The sequence below is a fragment of the Cupriavidus necator N-1 genome (genome assembly GCF_000219215.1).
Taxonomy (GTDB): Bacteria; Pseudomonadota; Gammaproteobacteria; order Burkholderiales; family Burkholderiaceae; genus Cupriavidus; species Cupriavidus necator.
On the sequence record NC_015726.1, the window covers coordinates 2,126,764 to 2,145,779 of the forward strand.

At 64.8% G+C, this 19,016-nt stretch carries 12 protein-coding genes and 1 pseudogene; 3 read left to right on the plus strand and 10 right to left on the minus strand.

What is annotated here, in order from left to right:
- Window positions 1-467 precede the first annotated feature (467 nt).
- Both CNE_RS10010 and CNE_RS10015 read left to right on the plus strand, forming a co-directional pair.
- Window positions 468-2,018: a serine hydrolase gene (locus CNE_RS10010; protein ID WP_013957021.1), complete on the plus strand. Its 1,551-nt coding sequence runs from the start codon at window positions 468-470 to the stop codon at window positions 2,016-2,018.
- 43 nt (window positions 2,019-2,061) lie between these two features.
- Window positions 2,062-2,928: a c-type cytochrome gene (locus CNE_RS10015; protein ID WP_013957022.1), complete on the plus strand. Its 867-nt coding sequence runs from the start codon at window positions 2,062-2,064 to the stop codon at window positions 2,926-2,928.
- Here CNE_RS10015 and CNE_RS10020 read toward each other — a convergent pair.
- The 7 genes and pseudogenes from CNE_RS10020 to CNE_RS10050 all read right to left on the minus strand — a co-directional run bounded on the left by CNE_RS10020 (window position 2,913) and on the right by CNE_RS10050 (window position 11,762).
- Window positions 2,913-4,050: pseudogene (locus CNE_RS10020) on the minus strand (mandelate racemase/muconate lactonizing enzyme family protein). The gene CNE_RS10015 and the pseudogene CNE_RS10020 overlap by 16 nt on opposite strands.
- A gap of 64 nt (window positions 4,051-4,114) precedes the next feature.
- Window positions 4,115-5,101: a tripartite tricarboxylate transporter substrate binding protein gene (locus CNE_RS10025; protein WP_013957025.1), complete on the minus strand. Its 987-nt coding sequence runs from the start codon at window positions 5,099-5,101 to the stop codon at window positions 4,115-4,117.
- Between the two features lie 53 nt (window positions 5,102-5,154).
- Window positions 5,155-6,441 carry a phosphopyruvate hydratase gene (gene eno, locus CNE_RS10030; RefSeq protein WP_013957026.1) on the minus strand — a complete coding sequence of 429 codons (1,287 nt, stop codon included), beginning with the start codon at window positions 6,439-6,441 and terminating at the stop codon, window positions 5,155-5,157.
- 10 nt (window positions 6,442-6,451) lie between these two features.
- On the minus strand, window positions 6,452-7,870 hold the full coding sequence (gene pyk, locus CNE_RS10035; protein WP_013957027.1) for a pyruvate kinase: 1,419 nt from the start codon (window positions 7,868-7,870) through the stop codon (window positions 6,452-6,454).
- The gene (locus CNE_RS10040) at window positions 7,867-9,117 is read right to left on the minus strand and encodes a glycerate kinase type-2 family protein (protein WP_049800612.1); all 1,251 of its coding nucleotides are present in this window, start codon (window positions 9,115-9,117) and stop codon (window positions 7,867-7,869) included. Before CNE_RS10040 ends, pyk begins: the two co-directional genes overlap by 4 nt.
- A 51-nt stretch (window positions 9,118-9,168) precedes the next feature.
- The gene (locus tag CNE_RS10045) at window positions 9,169-10,524 is read right to left on the minus strand and encodes a dicarboxylate/amino acid:cation symporter (protein ID WP_013957029.1); all 1,356 of its coding nucleotides are present in this window, start codon (window positions 10,522-10,524) and stop codon (window positions 9,169-9,171) included.
- Between the two features lie 149 nt (window positions 10,525-10,673).
- On the minus strand, window positions 10,674-11,762 hold the full coding sequence (locus tag CNE_RS10050) for a tartrate dehydrogenase (protein ID WP_013957030.1): 1,089 nt from the start codon (window positions 11,760-11,762) through the stop codon (window positions 10,674-10,676).
- Window positions 11,763-11,875: 113 nt separating this feature from the next.
- Here CNE_RS10050 and CNE_RS10055 point away from each other — a divergent pair, with 113 nt between their 5' ends.
- Entirely contained in the window at window positions 11,876-12,799 is a 924-nt protein-coding gene (locus CNE_RS10055) for a LysR family transcriptional regulator (RefSeq protein WP_013957031.1), read from the plus strand.
- Between the two features lie 47 nt (window positions 12,800-12,846).
- Here CNE_RS10055 and CNE_RS10060 read toward each other — a convergent pair whose 3' ends face one another.
- The 3 genes from CNE_RS10060 to CNE_RS10075 form a co-directional block, all read right to left on the minus strand.
- Window positions 12,847-13,512, minus strand: a complete 666-nt coding sequence (locus CNE_RS10060) for a response regulator (protein WP_080569544.1) — start codon at window positions 13,510-13,512, stop codon at window positions 12,847-12,849.
- Window positions 13,493-15,163, minus strand: a complete 1,671-nt coding sequence (locus CNE_RS10065) for a sensor histidine kinase (RefSeq protein WP_013957033.1) — start codon at window positions 15,161-15,163, stop codon at window positions 13,493-13,495. The genes CNE_RS10060 and CNE_RS10065 overlap by 20 nt, the downstream gene beginning before the upstream one ends.
- Window positions 15,164-15,999: 836 nt before the next feature.
- Window positions 16,000-18,939: an HD domain-containing phosphohydrolase gene (locus tag CNE_RS10075; protein WP_013957034.1), complete on the minus strand. Its 2,940-nt coding sequence runs from the start codon at window positions 18,937-18,939 to the stop codon at window positions 16,000-16,002.
- Window positions 18,940-19,016 lie beyond the last annotated feature (77 nt).

Below are 19,016 nucleotides of genomic sequence, written 5' to 3' on the forward strand. Positions count from 1 at the left end.
GCAACAGGAGGGCATTTGCTCAAGGGAGTCGATCGTGCCAGCCGGCACGATATGCCGGGATCCTGCAGGGTGATGGGTAGACATTTGCATCGCGCTTATCTCCTACTAACCAGAGAGAGCCCGCCAGCCCAGGTGAGAGGAAGGTGGCGGGACTGACAACGGGGGTGACATACCGGGGAACCTCAGCAGAAGAAGACCCGGCCAGCCTTGCAGCTGCCCCGCCCGGCCCGCCATGGAAACATGGTTGCCCGCGCGACTCTTGATTGAATGAGATCGAATCTGCCGAGGTTCTTTCGGGTTGTCACCCCCGCTCACCGAACCCTTCGGCGAGGCTTGCAGTTTCCCGCCCCCGCTATAGTGCGGCGATAAGACGTTTCGCATTCGCCACTCCGTCACCGATCGCGTACATTATTCCTATCCAAAGGCGCGGCCGTGCCGCCTGACAAGAATCACTACGGAGACCTACCGTGGGCAAACTACAAGAGCGTCGCCATTTCCTGGGAGCCGCGCTGGGCGGCCTGCTTGTCCCCGCCCTGCCCGCCTGCGGCGGCGGCAATGACGATCCGCCCAACCCTCCCGAGCCGGTTCCCGAATCCCAGATCACCCAGGCCATTGCCCAGCTCGACAAGCTGGCCGCCGACCTGATGGCCAGTTCCCGCGTGCCGGGCATGGCCGTCGCCGTGGTGCGCGGCAACCAGACCGTTTACGCCAAAGGCTTCGGCCGTCGGCTGGTGACCGACCCCGCGCCGGTCGATGCCGACACCGTGTTCCAGCTGGCATCGGTGTCTAAATCCGTCGGCGCCACCGTGGTGGCACGCCAGGTCGGCCGTGGCGGCATCGGCTGGGATACGCCGGTGCGCGCGCACCTGCCCTGGTTTGCGCTGTCCGACGCCGAGGTCACGCAGGGCGTCACCATCGGCGATCTCTACGCCCACCGCTCCGGCCTGCCCGACCACGGCGGCGACCTCCTTGAAGACATGGGGTACGACCGCCGGCAAGTATTGACGCGACTGCGCTACCTGCCGCTGCATCCGTTCCACGCGGTCTACGCCTACACCAACTTTGGCCTGACCGCCGCCGCCGAGGCGGTCGCCACCGCGGCCGGGATCGACTGGGCCACGCTGTCCGAGCAAGCCATCTACCAACCCCTGGGAATGACCCGCACCAGTTCGCGCTACGCCGACTTTGCCGCACGCGACAACCGCGCCCTGGGCCACGTCAGAGTCAATGGCAACTGGGTGCAAGGCGCGGGCCGGATGCCGGATGCGCAATCCCCCGCCGGCGGCGTCAGTGCCTCGGTCAACGACATGGCGAAATGGCTGGCGATGCTGCTCGCCAAGGGCGAGTTCGCCGGGCAACGCGTGGTCGACGCCGCCGCGCTGACCCCCGCGCTGAGCCAGCAGATGCAGAGCAGTCCGCCCGTCGACGGACGCCCTGCCGGCTACTACGGCTATGGCTTCAATGTCGGCACCACCGAACTTGGCCTGACCTCCTACAACCACTCCGGCGCCTTCGTGGCCGGCGCGGCCACCAACTTCACCGCGTTGCCGGCGCTCAACCTGGCCATCGTGACGCTGACCAACGCGCAGCCCATCGGCGTTCCGGAAACCCTGAGCGCACAGTTCTTCGACCTGGTGCAATACGGCGCCATCCGCCGCGACTGGGGCAAGATCTACGGCGACGCATTCGCGCCGCTGCTGGCGCCGGAAGGCCGCCTGGTCGGTCAGCCGCGCCCCGCCAGTCCGCTGCCGGCGCGTGCACTGTCGGCGTACACCGGCACCTACCAGAACGACTACTACGGCCCGCTGCAGGTCGCCGACCAGGGCGGCACGCTGGTGATGACGCTGGGCGCCACCCCGCTGGTGCTGCCGCTGAGCCACTGGGACGGAGACGTCTTCACTTTTACGCTCGAAAACGAGAACGCCACGCCGGGCACGATCTCGCAGGCAGCGTTCTCCAGCGACCGCGTGTGGCTGGAGTATTACGAGCACGAAGGCTTGGGCATGCTTGTCCGCTAGTACTGCAAGTTGTGCCGGGCCAATTCAACCAGGAGAATGACGCATGAGTAACTGGCTGGCAAAGGCCGTTGGCGCGCTTGGCTGCGCCCTAGCGTTCCTGGCAGGTCCGGCGTGCGCCGCGGATCCAGCGACCCTGACCATTTCGGCAGGCACGCAGCAGCGCAGCTGGACCCGCGACGAACTGCTGCGCGATCCGCGCCTGGTCGAGGTGCCGGTGGATGACGACAACCTGAAGCGCCGCCTCACATTCAAGGCCATCCCCCTGACAGCCCTGCTGCAGGGCATGCCGGTGAACGACAGCGCCAGTGCCACGACCGCGGCCAGCGATGGCTATGTTGCCCACTTGCCGATGCGCCTGTTGCTGGCCGAGCGCGCCGACGGACCACGCGCGTGGCTGGCGGTCGAGAACCCCGCCGCGCCGTGGCCAAGGCTCAAGGACCAGGACATCGGCCCGTTCCGCCTGATCTGGACCGTGCCATCCGGGCGCGCCGCCGCGGCGATCAACGAGAGTCACTGGACCTACAGCATCGTGCGCATCGACATCACCGCGTCGCCCGCCGAGCGCTATGCAGCCATCCGGCCCGCCGCTGGCCAGCCTGCCGATGGACCGGTCATGCGCGGCTTCGCAACCTTCCAGCGCGTCTGCTTCTCGTGCCACTCCCTCAACCGGGTCGGCGACGCCAACCTCGGCCCCGACCTGAACGTGCCGTACAACCCGGTGGAGTACCTGGGCGACGACAAGCTGGCCAGGCTGATCCGTGACCCGCAGTCATTGCGCTGGTGGCCGAACTCGCGCATGTCGGCCATCGACGAACAGACGCTGTCCAGCGCGGACCTGAAGGACCTGCTGGCATACCTGCGCCATATGGCCGGGCGCAAGGCGGCCGCGCCCGCTCACGCAACGCGATAACGCTGAATGACCTCCGGATCCGGGTCGATGCCCAGGCCCGGGCCAGTGGGTACCGCGATCATGCCGTTCCGCGGCACCACGGCATCGCCAAGCACTTGCGCGTCCATGTCGAAATAGCGCCATTCGATCATGGCCGCGGCATCCCCCAGCGCTGCCGTGGCGTGAATACTGGCCAGCAGCCCCGGACCGTCATAGAAGGTATGGACCATCACTTGCGTGTTGTGCGCCTCGGCCAGCGCAAAGACGTTGCGCAAGGCGCTGATGCCACCCATCTTGGCCGGGCTGGGTTGCACCACATCGACGGCGCCCACGCTGAGCAGGTGCTGGAACTCCATCAGCGTGGTGGCATTCTCGCCGGCGGCGACCGGGATGGCGCAGGGCGGCCAGTCCGGCGTAATTCTCCGGCGGCCACAGGGGTTCTTCCAGCCACCGTAGCGAAGAGGGTTCCAGCGCGCGCGCCATGTCGATGGCCTCATGGAGCGGCCACGGGCAGTTCGTATCCAGCGTGATCTCGATATCCGGGCCTGCCGCTTCGCGCGCGGCGCGGATGACCGTCAGGTCGACCTCATGCAGCTTCAGGCTCCGGTAGCCATCGGCGATGGCCCGCCTGACGTTGACCGCGATCGTTGCGGGATCGGCATACCGGATCAGGCTGGCATAGGCAGGCAGGCGGTCCCGCCGCGCGCCGCCGAGCAGCCGGTGAACGGGCAGCCCGGCCGCTTTGCCGCAGAGGTCCCACAGGGCGATATCGAGCGCGGACAGCCCGTAGAAGATGGCCCCGCTGCGCCCGAAGACATGGAACCTGCGCTGCAGGTCCAGGCCGATGGCGTCGATCTGGGTTGCGTCCCGGCCGATGCAGGCAGGTGCCAGCATCTGTTCGATGGCAGCCTTGACCGCCGGAATCCCCACGAATCCGAAGGTCTCGCCCCAGCCGGCCAGCCCGTCGTCGGTCGACACCTTGAGCAGCAGCGAGTCGGCGGCCTGCATCCCGGCGCCGCCCCAGACGCCCGCGGCGGAAACGCCGCCCACCGTGAACGAAACGCGCAGGACGATGGCTTCGATGCTCGCGATCTTCATGGCGCGCCCTCCTTCCGCTACCCGCAGTCCGCCCGTGCATCGCATAAGGCGATGCCGGGCAGAGTTCAATATAGGCGAGAAGGCAAGGAACCGAATGACCGCTGGTCACCTACTCGATCGTCACCTTCCCGTCCTTCACCAGCTTGGCGAACTTGACCGTCTCGTCCTGGATCCTCTTGGCAAACTCCTGCGGGGTGCTCGCCATCGGCTCGGCCCCGACCGCCGCCATGCGCTGCTGGAAGTCCGGCGATTTCACGATCTTGACGATCTCGGCGTTCAGCCGCGTCACGATGGGCGCCGGCGTGGCGGCCGGCGCCAGCACGCCGAACCAGGTGCCGATATCAAAGCCCTTCAGCCCCGCCTCTTCCAGCGTCGGCACATCAGGCAGGACACTGGAGCGCCGCGCGGTGGTCACGGCCAGGGCGCGCAGCTTGCCCGACTTGATGTGCTGCAGCACCGGCGTCAGGGTATCGAACGACATCGTCACCTGCCCGCCGAGCAGATCGGTCGTCAGCGGGCCGCTGCCCTTGTAAGGCACGTGCAGCAGCGGCGCACCCGTGGCGGCCTGGAACTGGGTGCCGATCAGGTGCTGCGCGGTGCCGTTGCCATTGGAGCCATAGGCAAACTCCGGCGACGCCTTCTTCGCCAGGGCTACCAGTTCCGTAACGTTCTTCGCCGAAGTCTTGGCGGCATTGATGACCAGCACGTTGGGAACCATGGCGACCGTGGCGATGGGCGCCAGGTCCTTCTGGAAGCTGTAGGGCAGCTTCTTGTAGACGCTGCTGGCGATGGTATGGTGGACCGCGCCCATCAGCAGGGTGTAGCCGTCGGGCTTGCCCTTGGCGACGTAGTCCGCGCCCACGGTGGCGCCGGCGCCGGGCCGGTTCTCGACGATCACGGGCTGGCCCAGGCTTTTCGACAACTGGTCGCCCAGCGCGCGGGCCAGCACGTCGGTGGTGCCGCCCGACGGGAACGGCACCACCAGGGTGATCGGCTTGGCCGGCCATTCCTGTGCCAGGCAAGTGCCGCTGAGGATAAAGCCGGCTGCCAGCATGGCCACACCGGAAATACGACGCACGAGTTCAGTACCACGCATGATTTGTCTCCTGAATATTCTATGTTTCCCGCCAGCTTCGGCGGGTTGACGCTCTAATTCACCTGCGAAATTGCCTGCCTCCCCGCAAAGGTGGCCGCGCACCCCAGCTCGGCCTCAATAAACAGCAGCCGGTTGTACTTGGCCACGCGGTCGGAGCGGCTCAGCGAGCCGGTCTTGATCTGCGTGGCCGCGGTGCATACGCTCAGGTCGGCGATGGTGGTGTCTTCCGTCTCGCCGGAGCGGTGCGACATCACCGATGCGTAGCCGGCCCGCTCCGCCACCGTGATGGCCTGCAGGGTCTCGGTCAGCGTGCCGATCTGGTTCGGCTTGATCAGGATGGCGTTGGCCACGCCTTGCGCGATGCCTTCCTCGAGGATCGCGGCATTGGTCACGAACAGGTCGTCGCCCACCAGCTGCACGCGCCCGCCCAGGCGCTCGGTCAGCAGACGCCACCCTTGCCAGTCCTGCTCCGCCATACCGTCCTCGATGGTGACGATGGGGTACTGGCGCACCCAGCTGTCCAGCAGGTCGACAAAGCCGTGCGCGTCATAGCTGCGGCCTTCCGACTGCAAGGCATAGCGGCCGCCGTCATAGAACTCGGAGCTGGCTACGTCCAGGCCCAGTGCAATGTCACGGCCGGGCCGGAAGCCGGCGGCTTCGATGGCCAGCATGATGACCTCGAGCGCATGCTCGTTCGACGCCAGGTCCGGCGCGAATCCGCCTTCATCGCCCACCGCCGTGGCTAAGCCGCGCGCCTTCAGCACGCCCTTGAGCGTATGGAACACTTCCGCGCCCCAGCGCAATGCCTCGGAGAAGCTTGGCGCGCCAACCGGCAGGATCATGAACTCCTGCATATCGACGCTGTTGTCGGCATGCGCACCACCGTTGACGATATTCATCATCGGCAGCGGCAGGCGGTTCTCTGTCCTCCCGGCGCCAACCGACCGGTACAGCGGCAAGCCGGCCGAAGCCGCTGCCGCCTTGGCGCTGGCCAGCGAAACGGCCAGCAGCGCATTGGCGCCAAGGCGCGACTTCTCTGGCGTTCCATCGAGGCGGATCAGGCAGGCATCCACCTCAGCCTGGTCCGCGGCGTCCAGGCCGTTGAGCGCTCGCGCGATATCGACGTTGACGTGCTGCACCGCCTTCTGCACCCCCTTGCCGAAATAGCGTCGCTTGTCGCCGTCACGCAGTTCCAGCGCTTCACGCGATCCCGTGGATGCACCGGACGGCGTGGCAGCGAAGCCCTCCGCGCCATCGGCCAGCACGACCTGGGCCGCCACCGTCGGGTTGCCCCGGGAATCGAGGAGCTCGTAGCCGCGGATTTCCCTGATTGCAGTCATGTGGATCCCCTTACTGGACCTGCGCGATGCGCAGCAGATTGGTGGTACCGGCCACGGTGAACGGCAGGCCGGCCGAGATGACGATCTGCTGCCCGGCCACTCCGAACTGCTCTTTCAGCACGGTGCGGCTGGCCAGCTCGGTCATCTCCAGCACATCGACCACTTCATGACAGAGCACCGCATGCACGCCCCAGGCCAGCGCCAGCCGGCGCGCAGTGGCCACGCGCGGCGTCATGCCCAGGATCGGCACTTCGGGCCGCTCGCGCGCCATGCGCAGCGCGGAGTAGCCTGAGCTGGTGTAGGTGACCGCGGCAGGCACGCGCAGCAGGTTCGCCACGTGCCGGACGGCATAGCCAATGGCGTCGGCGGCTTCCGCGCGCGGCTCCGAATGCGAGGCCTGGATGGCTTCGTGGTAGTGCGGGTCCGCTTCGGTGCGCGTGATGATGCTGTCCATCATCTGCACGGCTTCGACCGGATAGCTGCCCGAGGCCGATTCGGCGGACAGCATCACGGCGTCGGCGCCGTCGTAGATGGCGGTCGCCACATCGGAGGCCTCCGCGCGCGTCGGCACCGGCGCGCTGACCATCGACTCCAGCATCTGGGTGGCAACGATCACCGGCTTGCCGGCCTTGCGGCAGGCGCGCACGATGCGCTTCTGCAGCGACGGCACCTGTTCCGCCGGCATTTCAACGCCCAGGTCGCCGCGTGCGACCATGACCGCATCCGACGCCGCCACGATCGCTTCCAGACTCTGGATGGCTGCGGGCTTCTCCAGCTTGGCGACAATGCCGGCGCGGCCGTCCACGATCTGCCTGATCTCTTCGATATCCTCGGCGCGCTGCACGAACGACAGGGCAATCCAGTCCACGCCCAGCGACAGGCCAAAGTCCAGGTCGCACCGGTCCTTCCCGGTCATCGCCGACAGGGGCAGCACCACGCCCGGCACGTTGACGCCCTTGCGGTCGGACAGCGTGCCGCCGTTGATCACGGTGGTTTCGGCGTACTCCGGACCGCACCGCTCCACGCGCAGGCGCACGCGCCCATCGTCGACCAGCAGTTCCGCGCCCGGCTGCAGCGCCGCGAAGATCTCCGGATGCGGCAGGCTGACCCGCTCCACCGAGCCCGGCACGCTGGCATCCAGGTCCAGCCGGAATGCCGCCTGTGCGGCCAGCTTCACCGGGCCATCGGCAAAGGTGCCGATGCGCAGCTTGGGTCCTTGCAGGTCCAGCAGCACGCCGATGGGGCGGCCGCGCACCTGCTCGATGGCGCGGATGCTGTGCAGCCGCTGCTCGTGGTCGGCATGGGTGCCGTGGCTGAAGTTGAGCCGGAACACATCGGCACCGGCGTCAAACAGGCGCTCGATGGTGGCCGGGTCTGTACTGGCGGGACCGAGCGTGGCCACGATCTTGGCGTTGCGAACGCGTCTCATGCGGATGCTCCATATGCGCGCGTCAGCAAGATCGCGCGAAAGTCGTTGACATTGGTCAGCGTGGGACCGGTAACTACGGCATCCCCCAGCGCCTCGAAAAATCCATGGCCGTCGTTGGCGGCCAGCGCATCCTGCGGGCGCAGGCCGGCGCGCCAGGCACGTTCCAGCGTGTCGGGGCCGAGCACGGCCCCTGCGATCTCTTCCTGGCCGTCGACACCATCGGTGTCGCCCGCGATCGCATGAATGCCGGGTTCGCCGCGCAGCGTCAGCGCCAGCGACAACAGGAACTCCACGTTCCTGCCGCCCCTGCCGGCGCCGCGCACGGTGACCGTGGTCTCGCCACCGGACAGCAGCACGCACGGCGCAGCAAACGGCTGGCCATGCCTGGCGGCTTCCAGCGCGATACCGCCCAGGACCTTGCCGACATCGCGGGCTTCGCCTTCGATGGCGTCGCCCAACGTGTGCACGGCATAGCCGGCCTCGCGGCCCACCTGCGCAGCCGCTTCCAGCGCCAGCCGGGGCGTGGCGATGAACTCGGTGCGGATGCGCGGCAAGCGCGGGTCGCCGGGCTTGAGCGTCTCTGCGGCGTCGGACGCCAGCACTGCCATCACGTTGGGCGGCAGGTCGATCGCATACCGTTTGACGATGGCCAGCGCATCGGCGCGCGTGGTCGGGTCAGGCACGGTCGGACCCGAGGCGATATCGATCGGGTCATCGCCCGGCACATCGGAAATCAGCAGGTTCAGCACCCGCGCCGGATAGCAGGCCGCGGCCAGCCGGCCGCCCTTGATGGCGGACAGGTGCCGGCGCACGCAATTCATCTCCGAAATCGTGGCGCCGGACTTGAGCAGCGCGCGATTGACGCGTTGCTTGTCGTCAAGCGTGATGCCGGCAAGCGGCAGTGGCAGCAGCGACGACCCGCCGCCCGAGACCAGGCAGATCACCAGGTCGTCCTCGCCCAGGCCCGCCACCAGCTCCAGCATGCGCTGCGAAGCGGCCAGCCCGGCGTCGTCCGGCACGGGGTGCGCGGCCTCCACGATCTCGATGCGCGAACACGGCACCGCATAGCCGTAGCGGGTGACGACCAGGCCTTCAAGCGGGCCGGGCCATGCCGCCTCCAGCGCGTTCGCCATGGCCGCCGACGCTTTGCCGGCCCCAATGACAACGGTGCGTCCGCGCGGCGGCGGCGGCAGGTGCCGCGCCAGGGTCCTGGCAGGCTGCGCGGCGGCGACCGCCGCTTCGAACATGCGCTGCAGCAGCACGGTGGGCTCGGAATATGGCTTGGTCACGTCGGCCCCTTAGTGCATCAGATTGGCGTGGGCATCCGCCGCGGCGGCGATGCGTGCGCGTAGCGGGGTTTCATCCCGGCTCGCCGGCACCGCATCGGCTTCGTCATCGAGCTTGCCGTCCAGTGCATCGGCCAGTTGCCGGCGATCCACCGCCCCCACCCATCGTGCAATGGCCAGTGTGCCCACGGCATTGCCGATCGTGTTGGTGATGGCACGCGCCTCGGACATGAAGCGATCGACACCGAGCAGCAGCACCATGCCGGCAACCGGGATCTTGCCCAGCGACGCCAGCGTTGCCGCCAGCGTGATAAAGCCGGAGCCGGTCACGCCCGCCGAACCCTTGGAGGTCAGCAGCAGCACGCCAAGCACCACCAGTTGGTCCGTCATGGTCAGCGGCGTATTGGTCGCCTGGGCCACGAAGATCGCGGCCATGGTGTAGTAGATGCACTGCCCGTCCGGGTTGAAGGTCAGGCCGGAAGGCACGACCAGCCCCACCACTGGCTTGCTGACGCCGGCGTTTTCCAGCTTGCGCATCAGCTGCGGCACCACCGACTCCGACGAGCTGGTGCCGAGCACGGTGAACAGCTCATCGCGGATGTACTTCAGGAACTTCCACAGGCTGAATCCGGACAGCCGGGCCACGCCCCCCAGCACGATCACCACGAACAGGAAGCAGGTGATGTACATCGTGCCCATCAGCTTGCCCAGCGAGACCACCGAGCCCAGGCCGTATTTGCCCACGGTAAAGGCCATGGCGCCGAACGCCGCGATCGGCGCCAGCCGCATAATCATCCCCACGACAGTGAAGATGCCGTGCGTAAAGGAATCCAGGAAATCCACCACCGGCCTGGCGCGCGCCCCGATATGCGACAACGCAATGCCGAACAACGTGGCAAAGACCAGGATCTGTAGGATGTCGTTCTTGGCCAGCGCGTCGACGATGCTGGTCGGCACCAGGTTCATCATAAAGTCGATGAACGTGTGCGGTTTCTCCGCGGCATGCGTGTAGCTGGCGATGGCCTTGGTGTCCAGGTGCGCCGGATCGATATTCATGCCATGGCCCGGCTGGACCACGTTGACGACGACTAGGCCCAGGGCCAGCGCAAACGTCGACAACACCTCAAAGTAGATCAGGGCCCGCACGCCGACGCGGCCGAGCTCCTTCATGTTCTCCATGCGCGCGATGCCGAGCACCACCGTCGCAAAGATGATGGGCGCGAACACCATCTTGATCAGCTTGATGAACACGTCGCCAAGCGGCTTCAGGTCACTCGCGATATCGGGCGCCCACACGCCCAGGGCAACGCCGGCGCCAACGCCTAGCAATACCTGGACATAGAGCTTGCCAAGCAGCCTATGAATCATTGCTGTCTCCTGCTGTGTCTTTAAGGCAAAGCGCTCCCCGGCGCAGCTCTCAACGGCTGCTCGTCATGCTCGGAAGGCTGTACGGGCCGTGCAGGCCCGCAGGATGCGCCCCGGCCTGGCCGGGACGCGCGGCTGGCGTGGCCTGGCGCTCAGGCCGCCTTCGCCTGCTTGCCGGCGGCGAGGAGGTCGCACACGGCCTTGGTCACTTCAGCGGTGGTCGCCTTGCCGCCCAGGTCGCCGGTATGCAGCGCCGGGTTGGCGGTCACGGCTTCGACGGCCTGCATCACGCGCTGCGCCGCCTCGTTCTCGCCAAGGTGTTCCAGCAGCATGACCACCGACCAGAAGGTGCCGACCGGGTTGGCCAGGCCTTTGCCCATGATGTCAAAGGCCGAGCCGTGGATCGGCTCGAACATCGACGGATACCGGCGCTCCGGATCGATATTGCCGGTCGGGGCGATGCCCAGGCTGCCGGCCAGCGCCGCGGCCAAGTCGCTCAGGATGTCGGCATGCAGGTTGGTGGCGACGATGGTGTCCAGCGACGCCGGACGGTTCACCATACGCGCCGTGGCCGCATCGACCAGTTCCTTGTCCCAGGTGACGTCCGGGAATTCCCTGGCCACCTGCACAGCAACTTCGTCCCACATCACCATGGCGTGGCGCTGCGCGTTGGACTTGGTGATCACCGTCAGCAGCTTGCGGGGACGCGACTGGGCCAGCTTGAAGGCAAAGCGCAGGATGCGCTCCACCCCCACGCGGGTCATCATGCTGACGTCGGTGGCTGCCTCGATCGGGTGGCCCTGGTGCACGCGGCCGCCCACGCCCGAGTATTCGCCTTCCGAGTTCTCACGCACGATCACCCAGTTCAGGTCCTCCGCGGCACAGCGCTTGAGCGGCGCATCGATGCCGGGTAGGATGCGCGTCGGGCGCACGTTGGCGTACTGGTCGAAGCCCTGGCAGATCTTCAGGCGCAGGCCCCACAGGGTGATGTGATCCGGGATATGCGGGTCGCCGGCCGAGCCGAACAGGATGGCATCCTTGTCGCGCAGCGCGTCCAGGCCGTCGGCCGGCATCATCACGCCGTGCTGGCGATAGTAGTCGCCGCCCCAGTCGAAGTCTTCGAATTCAAAACGGAAGCCTGCGCCGGCAGACGCCAGTGCCTCCATCACTTCACGGCCGGCCGGCACCACCTCCTTGCCAATGCCATCGCCGGGGATCGTTGCAATGCGGTACGTCTTCATCTGTGTCTCCTGGTCTGAATCGCGTTGAGTACGTGGAGCGGATTCTGGGCCGTGGACAAGGTATTGGATCGCTTGTAGAGTTAAACCATTCTTAACCTGAAATTAAAGATGGAATGGCGTCATCGTCCGGTATTCAGCCTTCCGAGCTGGGCTTTTTCACATCAGTCGCCACCGCAGGCAGCCTGAGCGCGGCCGCACGCGGCCTCGGAATCACAACGGCCGCGGTCAGCAAGCGGCTGGCGCAGATGGAGGCGCGCATCGGCATGCCGCTGGTGACGCGCACCACGCGGCGCATGAGCCTGACGCCGGAGGGCGAGGTCTATCTGGAGCACGCACGGCGCATCCTCAGCGACATCGACGACCTGGACCAGATCCTGACCCGCTCAAAGGGCCGGCCGAGCGGCCTCTTGCGGGTCAATGCCACGCTGGGGTTCGGGCGCATGCATGTGGCGCCAGTGATTTCCGAGTATGTCGCTGCCTACCCGGAGGTGGACGTCCAGCTCCAGCTCTCCGCCGACCCGCCGCCGCTGACCGAAGACGCCTTCGACGTCTGCATCCGCTTCGGCCAGCCGCCCGACGCCCGCATCGTGGCCAGGAAGCTGGCGCCGAACCGGCGCCAGCTGTGCGCCTCGCCCAAATACCTGCGCAGCCACGGCACGCCGCATACGCCCGCGGACCTGCGCCTGCATAACTGCATCGGCATCCGCCAAGGCAGCGACGCCTATGGCGTATGGCGCCTGACCTCAGGCAAGGGGGTGAAGGCGCGGACCGAATCGGTCCATGTGCGCGGCAACCTCACCACCAATGACGGCGAAATCGCGGTGAACTGGGCGCTGGAAGGCCACGGCATCGTGATGCGCGCCGAGTGGGATATCGAGCGATTCCTGCGCAGCGGGCGCCTGGTGCAGGTACTGCCTCAATACGCGACGCCGGAGGCAGACATCTACGCCGTCTACCAGCAGCGGCACCAGCTGTCGTCCCGGATCCGGCTGTTCGTGGAGTTCCTGGCGGCGAAGTTCAGTGAGTTTGGGAAGTAGCGGCGGCAAGCAGTCAAGCGTTCACGCAGGCGAAAAAAGCTCAACGCCTATTGGCTCTCGATCCACTGAATCGCGAAGCGCATCAGCTCCTTGCCGTTGGGAATATCCAGCTTTTCCTTGATGTTGGCCTGATGTGCCTCGATGGTCTTGACGCTGCGATTCAGCTTCGCGGCGATCTGGCGGGTGCTGAAGCCGAGTCCGATCAGGTGCAGGACTTCGAATTCCCGTTCCGAAAGGCTCGCGATCGAGCCCGTCGGTTTTTTTTGAGGAGCCTTCAGGGCCCGCGCCAGCTTTTCATGCATGGCGGCGCTCAGATAGACATTGCCTGCCAGCACCTCGCGGATGGCGTTCACAATATGCTCCGTGGCCTCGAGTTTCATCAGATACCCGTTGGCGCCTGCCCGCAGTGCGCGTTCGGCAAACAGCGTTTCGTCATGCATGCTGAGGACAAGGATTGCCAGCTTTGGATAGTGTTGCCGAAGCGTCTTGACAAGATCCAGGCCGGAATTCGAGTGCAGGCTGAGGTCCACAATGGCCATGTCAGGCTGGCAGGTCATCAACGCCAGCGCATCTTCGGCACTGCTGGCCGCACAGCAGACGTGCAGGTCCTCATGCAGATTCAGCATTTGGCTTAACCCCTCCCGGATGATGGGGTGGTCATCCACGATCAGGATCTGGGTCGCGCGGCCCGGGCTAGATGACTGCTGTTGCATGGCCCGGACTCTCTGGTATCGGATAGCTGATGGCAACCGTGGTGCCACCCAGAGCATTGCGGGTGATCGTGCAGGAGCCGCCCAGGAGGCTTGCCCGGTGACGCAGGTTGTGAAGACCCAGCCCCGAAGCACGCTCCATTTTTTCCGGGTCGACCCCCACCCCATCGTCACTGATGGAAAGGCGCTGCATTCCGCCTTCGCGCTCGAGGTCGATCCCGATGTGGTGTCCCTGGCTATATTTCAGCGCATTATTCACGGCTTCCTGTGCTGCACGGTAAAGGTTGATCTGCATCGGCGGATCCAGCAAGTCCACGTCTGACCCGATGCGCAGCGTGCAGTCTATGCCGTCCAGTGCGCAGGTCGTCTGCGCCAGGCCTTGCAGTGCGACCGCAAGGCCACCCGATTCCATGGCGACCGGGTCCAGGCCATGGGCAATCTTGCGAGTCATCAAGGACGCCTGATTCACCAGTCCGACGATGGTAGCCGCGTCCGCGGCAGCCGGGTGGCCATACTTCTGCAGTGTTTGATTCAAGGTGGCGCAGTAGAAGCCCAGGCTGGTGAGGTGCTGCCCGAGGCCGTCATGCAGTTCCCGGCCGATGAGCCTCTGCTGCTGATCGCCGATCCGGATCAGTTCCGCTTCCAGCAGACGACGACGCGCCATCTCCTGCTTCAGCTCATGGTTTGCCCGCTCCAGGTCCCGGGTTCGCTCCTGCACGCGCCGCTCCAGTTCGATGTGGGATGCCTGCAGCAGGCGATGAACGCGCTTCTCCTGGGCATGTGCCGCCACCAGCAGCAGCCCGGTTACTGCCACGACGTTCGCGAAGGCGCACCATCTCACAAGGCTATCCACTGGAGACTCGGCGGCAAAGGGACCGGTGCCGTTCGTGGTGCCCCAGATGGCCACGATCGAGACCATCAGAGTTGCGAAGGTGGTGCCCAGATGATCGAAGCGCAGAGCCGCCCAGATAATGAACGGAAGAATCGCCAGGGCTGAAGGATAGTAGCCGTGCCCGGCAAGTTCGGGAGCGCCGAAGATGAGGTAACTTGCCCAGAGGATGGCAACCGCCAGTCCGCACGCTTCCACGGCCTGCTTTGCGGAGTGCACAGGGCCAGGACTCGCAAGCAAGCTGAGCAGGGGCGGCGCCACCACCAGCACCCCCATCATGTCACCGAGCCACCATTCCAGGACTGCTTTGCCGTACTCGGAAGCCGACACCCGGCCCGCTTCAAAGAGGGCGGTCGCGCCAATCAGGGCACTCACTGCCGTGCTGACCGCCGCAGCCAGGATGACGAAGGCCAACACGTCCCTGATGCGGTCGAGGGTGATCTGGAATCGGGCCACGCGCGTCAACAACAACGTGGCCGTCAGGGCTGCAGCCGTCGCGCCGAAGCCAATCAGCGCCGCCATTGGCAGTGGCACGCCGACCGACATATTGGCAAGAAAGGAGCCAATGGCAATTCCGGGGGCGGCTGCGAAGCCCATGACAAGGAGCGCAACGAGGGCGATGCCGCTGGAAGGCCACACCAGAGACACTGCACCGCCCACTACTGCATAAGCCAGTCCCAGCCTTGCACTTGCGAAATACGCCAAAGCGACAAATCCGGTATAGACGAAAAGTCTGAGCCTTAAATTGCGCGGGATAATAAACATTGTTCGCTTCAAATCCTCGGGAACAGACACTGTCACAGCCAGTCATTTCTATCGTTAAGCGGAATGACGACACTCTTGCGAAAGTGAATGTTCCATGCAGCTGCGGCAAATCACGAGCCTGCACCGAATCGATGCAAGGCGAAGTGCTGCAAAACCATGGTGCCGCAACACTACTATGAATCTACTTCAGAACTCCCCCGCGCGGTAAGCGTGGCCGGACGGATTCGATCGCCACCGTGCAGTAATGCAGGGTGAGTCTTCCTTGCCGACCGGCTAGGGCAATCCCCTAGCCTCTTTTCGGAAAAAAGCCTTATTCATATGCTTGCTGTCAGGGCCTACATTTCATTGCACTTGTGCGAAGTTGCGACCCTCAAGCTGAAGCGAAAGAAGAATCGTTTCGGTGTTTTTGCAACGACCTGAAATGGAGGTAAGAAAAATGATAAAGACAGTCATACTGCTCGCTGCGGCGAGTGCGGCGCTTAGTGCCGGAATTGCCTATGCCGGCATCGGGGCGCGGGATGTCTACACTGACGGCGCCAGCACGATGGGGCCGCGAGACCCATATTCCGATGGGGGGAAGACCACAAAATTTGACGTCTATTCAGATGGGGCGAAAGTCACGGATAGACGCGACGCGTTCACCGATGGCGCATGAATCACCAACCGCGATCGACTCGTTGGCGACAGCATGTAAGGAATTACAGAAAAAAGTCCCCTGAAAAAAAATACGTGTCCGGCACTCAGCCTCCTCGGCCATAAACCAGCAACTCCCCCGAGTCACAGCCTCGGGGGATTTTTTTTGCAGGGAGCGGAGCGGCATCGCTCAAGCAGATCAGTCATGTTTCAGCGCTCCCGCGCGTCGTGCTTCGCACACCGTATCGTGCAATGTCAACCTCGTCGATCTGGTCAGCGTGCATGAACCGTTGCGCATACTGCATATAGACACCGGATGCCAGGAACAGCTGGAACAGTTCGGGATCGATATGGTGCTGTGCCGCGGCCACTGACATGATATGGACCGACTCGGACAGCGTCTTGGCTTTCTTGTACGGTCGATCCGCCGCAGTCAGCGCTTCAAAGATATCCGCGACCGCCAGCATTCTGGCGAGCGGACTCATATCCTCTTGACGCAGCTGGCGCGGGTATCCGGTTCCATCCATCTTCTCGTGATGGCTGCCGGCAATCTCCGGCACCTGGCGCAAATGCTTGGGGAACGGCAAACGCGACAGCATGATCTGCGTCTGGACGATGTGGTCTTCGATCTTGAAGCGCTCTTCTTCGCAGAGCGTACCCCGTCCCACCATCAGGTTGTGCAGTTCGCCCCGGTGGTACAGATAGGCTGGCGTGTTCCGCTTGAATCCCCACGGATTGCCAGCGGCAATCGTATCGTGCACGCTCCGCGGCACCAGGTGTTCCGGTTTGTCCGCCAACAGCGGCTCTTGCGCGGGCAGTGCCGCAGCGGGTATGCCGGCTTTGCGCGCGCGCTCGTCCGGGGACAGGCCGATGCGGTCGTCCAGCGTTCGGGTCCAGGTGCGTGCGGCAATCCGGCGCAGCCGTTCTTTGCGGCCTGCATCCATGGATTCACCACCCTGGTTGCATTCGGCGACGAAGGCGAAGTCGTCATCCAGTTCCTGCAGCGTCGTGTCTCGCCTCGAGATGGCGTCAGCGGCGTCCTCCCCCGCGGCGATACCGCGCAGGCAGCGGATCTCGGCTTCGCGCTTCAGGACTTCAAAGCGCATGCGCACCTCGTGGAGCCTGTCGTACAGCGTTTCCAGCTTCGTTGCCTTGTCGATGATGTACTCGGGGGTCGTCACCTTTCCACAATCATGCAGCCATGCTGCAACGTGCAAGGCTTCCCACTGCGCCTCGCTCATGGAAAACGACTGAAAGGGACCTTCCCTGGCATCGCATGCCGCCTGAGCCAGCATCCTGGCCAGCTCTGGCACCCGGGAGCAATGGCCACCGGTGTGCGGGCTTTTTGCATCAATCGCATCCGCCAGCAAGCGGATGAACGCGTTGAACAGCTCGCGCTGGGCATTGGTGAGCTCCCGAACCTCAATCGCCCCGGCGTAGAGACTGGCCAATGTGCTCACGAAGGCAAGCTGGGCGGCTTCCATCGGCGTCTCGCGCAGCACGAGGATGAGTCCCTGAAGCTCGTGTTGCCGATTGACCAGCGGCATCGCGACGGCGTGATTCACTTCGCCCAGGGACAACGCCCCCAATGCAGCGGACTGGAGTTCGTCCTTCGTCAGGCAGCCGCTTTGCGGGCTGCCTTCACTGGCAGCGGTGCGGATCAGCGGCAAGGCCTGGCCAAGCGATAGCCGCGACAGACCCGGTGCCATGTCATTGCCGTAGCAATCCTGCGCGGCAACCACTGCGAGATCATCGCCATCAGCCAGATAGAAGATACCGGCCTTTCCTTCAGCCTCGTTCAGCGTCTTTTTCAGCAGTACAGGCAATAGCTGCTCGAGGCGCCCTTCGGCAGCGATGGCCTGCACGATGATGAGAAAGCGCCTGATGGTCTGTCTCATTTGTTCGGTGGCGCTGCTGAGCGCATTGACCTCCCTGATTTGGGTCTGTACCGACAATGGATGATGAAAGTCGAAATGGTGAATCCCTTCCAGCCCTTCTGACAAGACGTCCAACGGCCTGGCAATGCGGCGCGACACCAGCCAGAGCAATGGCATGCAAAGCAGGACGATGCCAACCGTGACGGCTATTCCTATCCACGCCTGGTATCTTGCATCCGCCAGCAGTTCGTCCTCAGGTACGGCAGACAACAGGAAAAGCGGCTTGCCTTTCGGAGCGGGAATCGGGTCTGTCGTCGTGTACCAGGTTACCCCGTCCACGGACAACGTCTCGCGCCTGGGGGCGCCCCCGCTGGATGACATGGCCGATGCCAGCGCGGTGAGTATCGGAATGCCATACGCGCCCGCAGCCGCGTGAAGATCGGCCTGGGCGACGTCGGGCGCCGTTGAAGATTCGGGCAGCCTGCTGTCTATGCCCAGCACTTTGCCACGGCTATCAAGCAGCGCCAGCATCGTGCTCGCAGTGGCCTTCTTCCTTGCCAGCATCTGCCCAAGGAAGTCCAGCCGGAAATCGCCCCCCACTACGGCCCTGCGCTCGGGTGTACGTGAGGCAAAGGTGCTGCCGGCTTCCCGGTCCGAAAAAAAGAGGTACGGATCCGTTCGCACCAGCGCCTCAGAAGCCATGGCGGCCTGGTACCATGCGCGAGCCCTGGGGTCGAACCGGCGCGCAAAGTCCGTGTCGTCAACTGTCGAGAGGTGAGCCAGATCGGCATCAAAGAAACTGGTCTGCCCGGTGGGCGCCGTACCGCTGCGTTCGACACTGCGAACGGCATAGGCGGCCGTGGCTGGCGCCTTGAAAATGGCCCGGTCCGAGTCCTGGCGCAAGGATCGAACATAGAAAAACGCGCCGTCCGCATAGCCTATGTAGAGCGACTGCAGCGCAGGTGCGTTCTCCAGTGCATCGCGCACCAGGCCGAGTCGCGCCATGCGGGCCTGAAGGGTCCGGGCCTCCGCAAGAGAGCTATGGCTGACCAGCTTGACGGCGATTTGCGCGGGCGCCAGCAACTCGTCGACCTCATCAAGCATCTGCTGGCTGATCCTGCGTGTAGTGTCGGCAGTGGCAGCCTCCAACGCTGCCTTCGTCATCAGGTAGTTGATGCCGCACGACAAGGCGCCGACAAGAAAGACCAGCGAACCAAACAGCACCCACAGGTACTGATGCAGCGGAAGAGCTCTTGGCAATCGCATACGACCCTCCAGGGGAGACTGTCTGCGCGATGCGTGCGAATCGCTGCAAACTATGGCCCTGAAGCTTCGAATGCGTT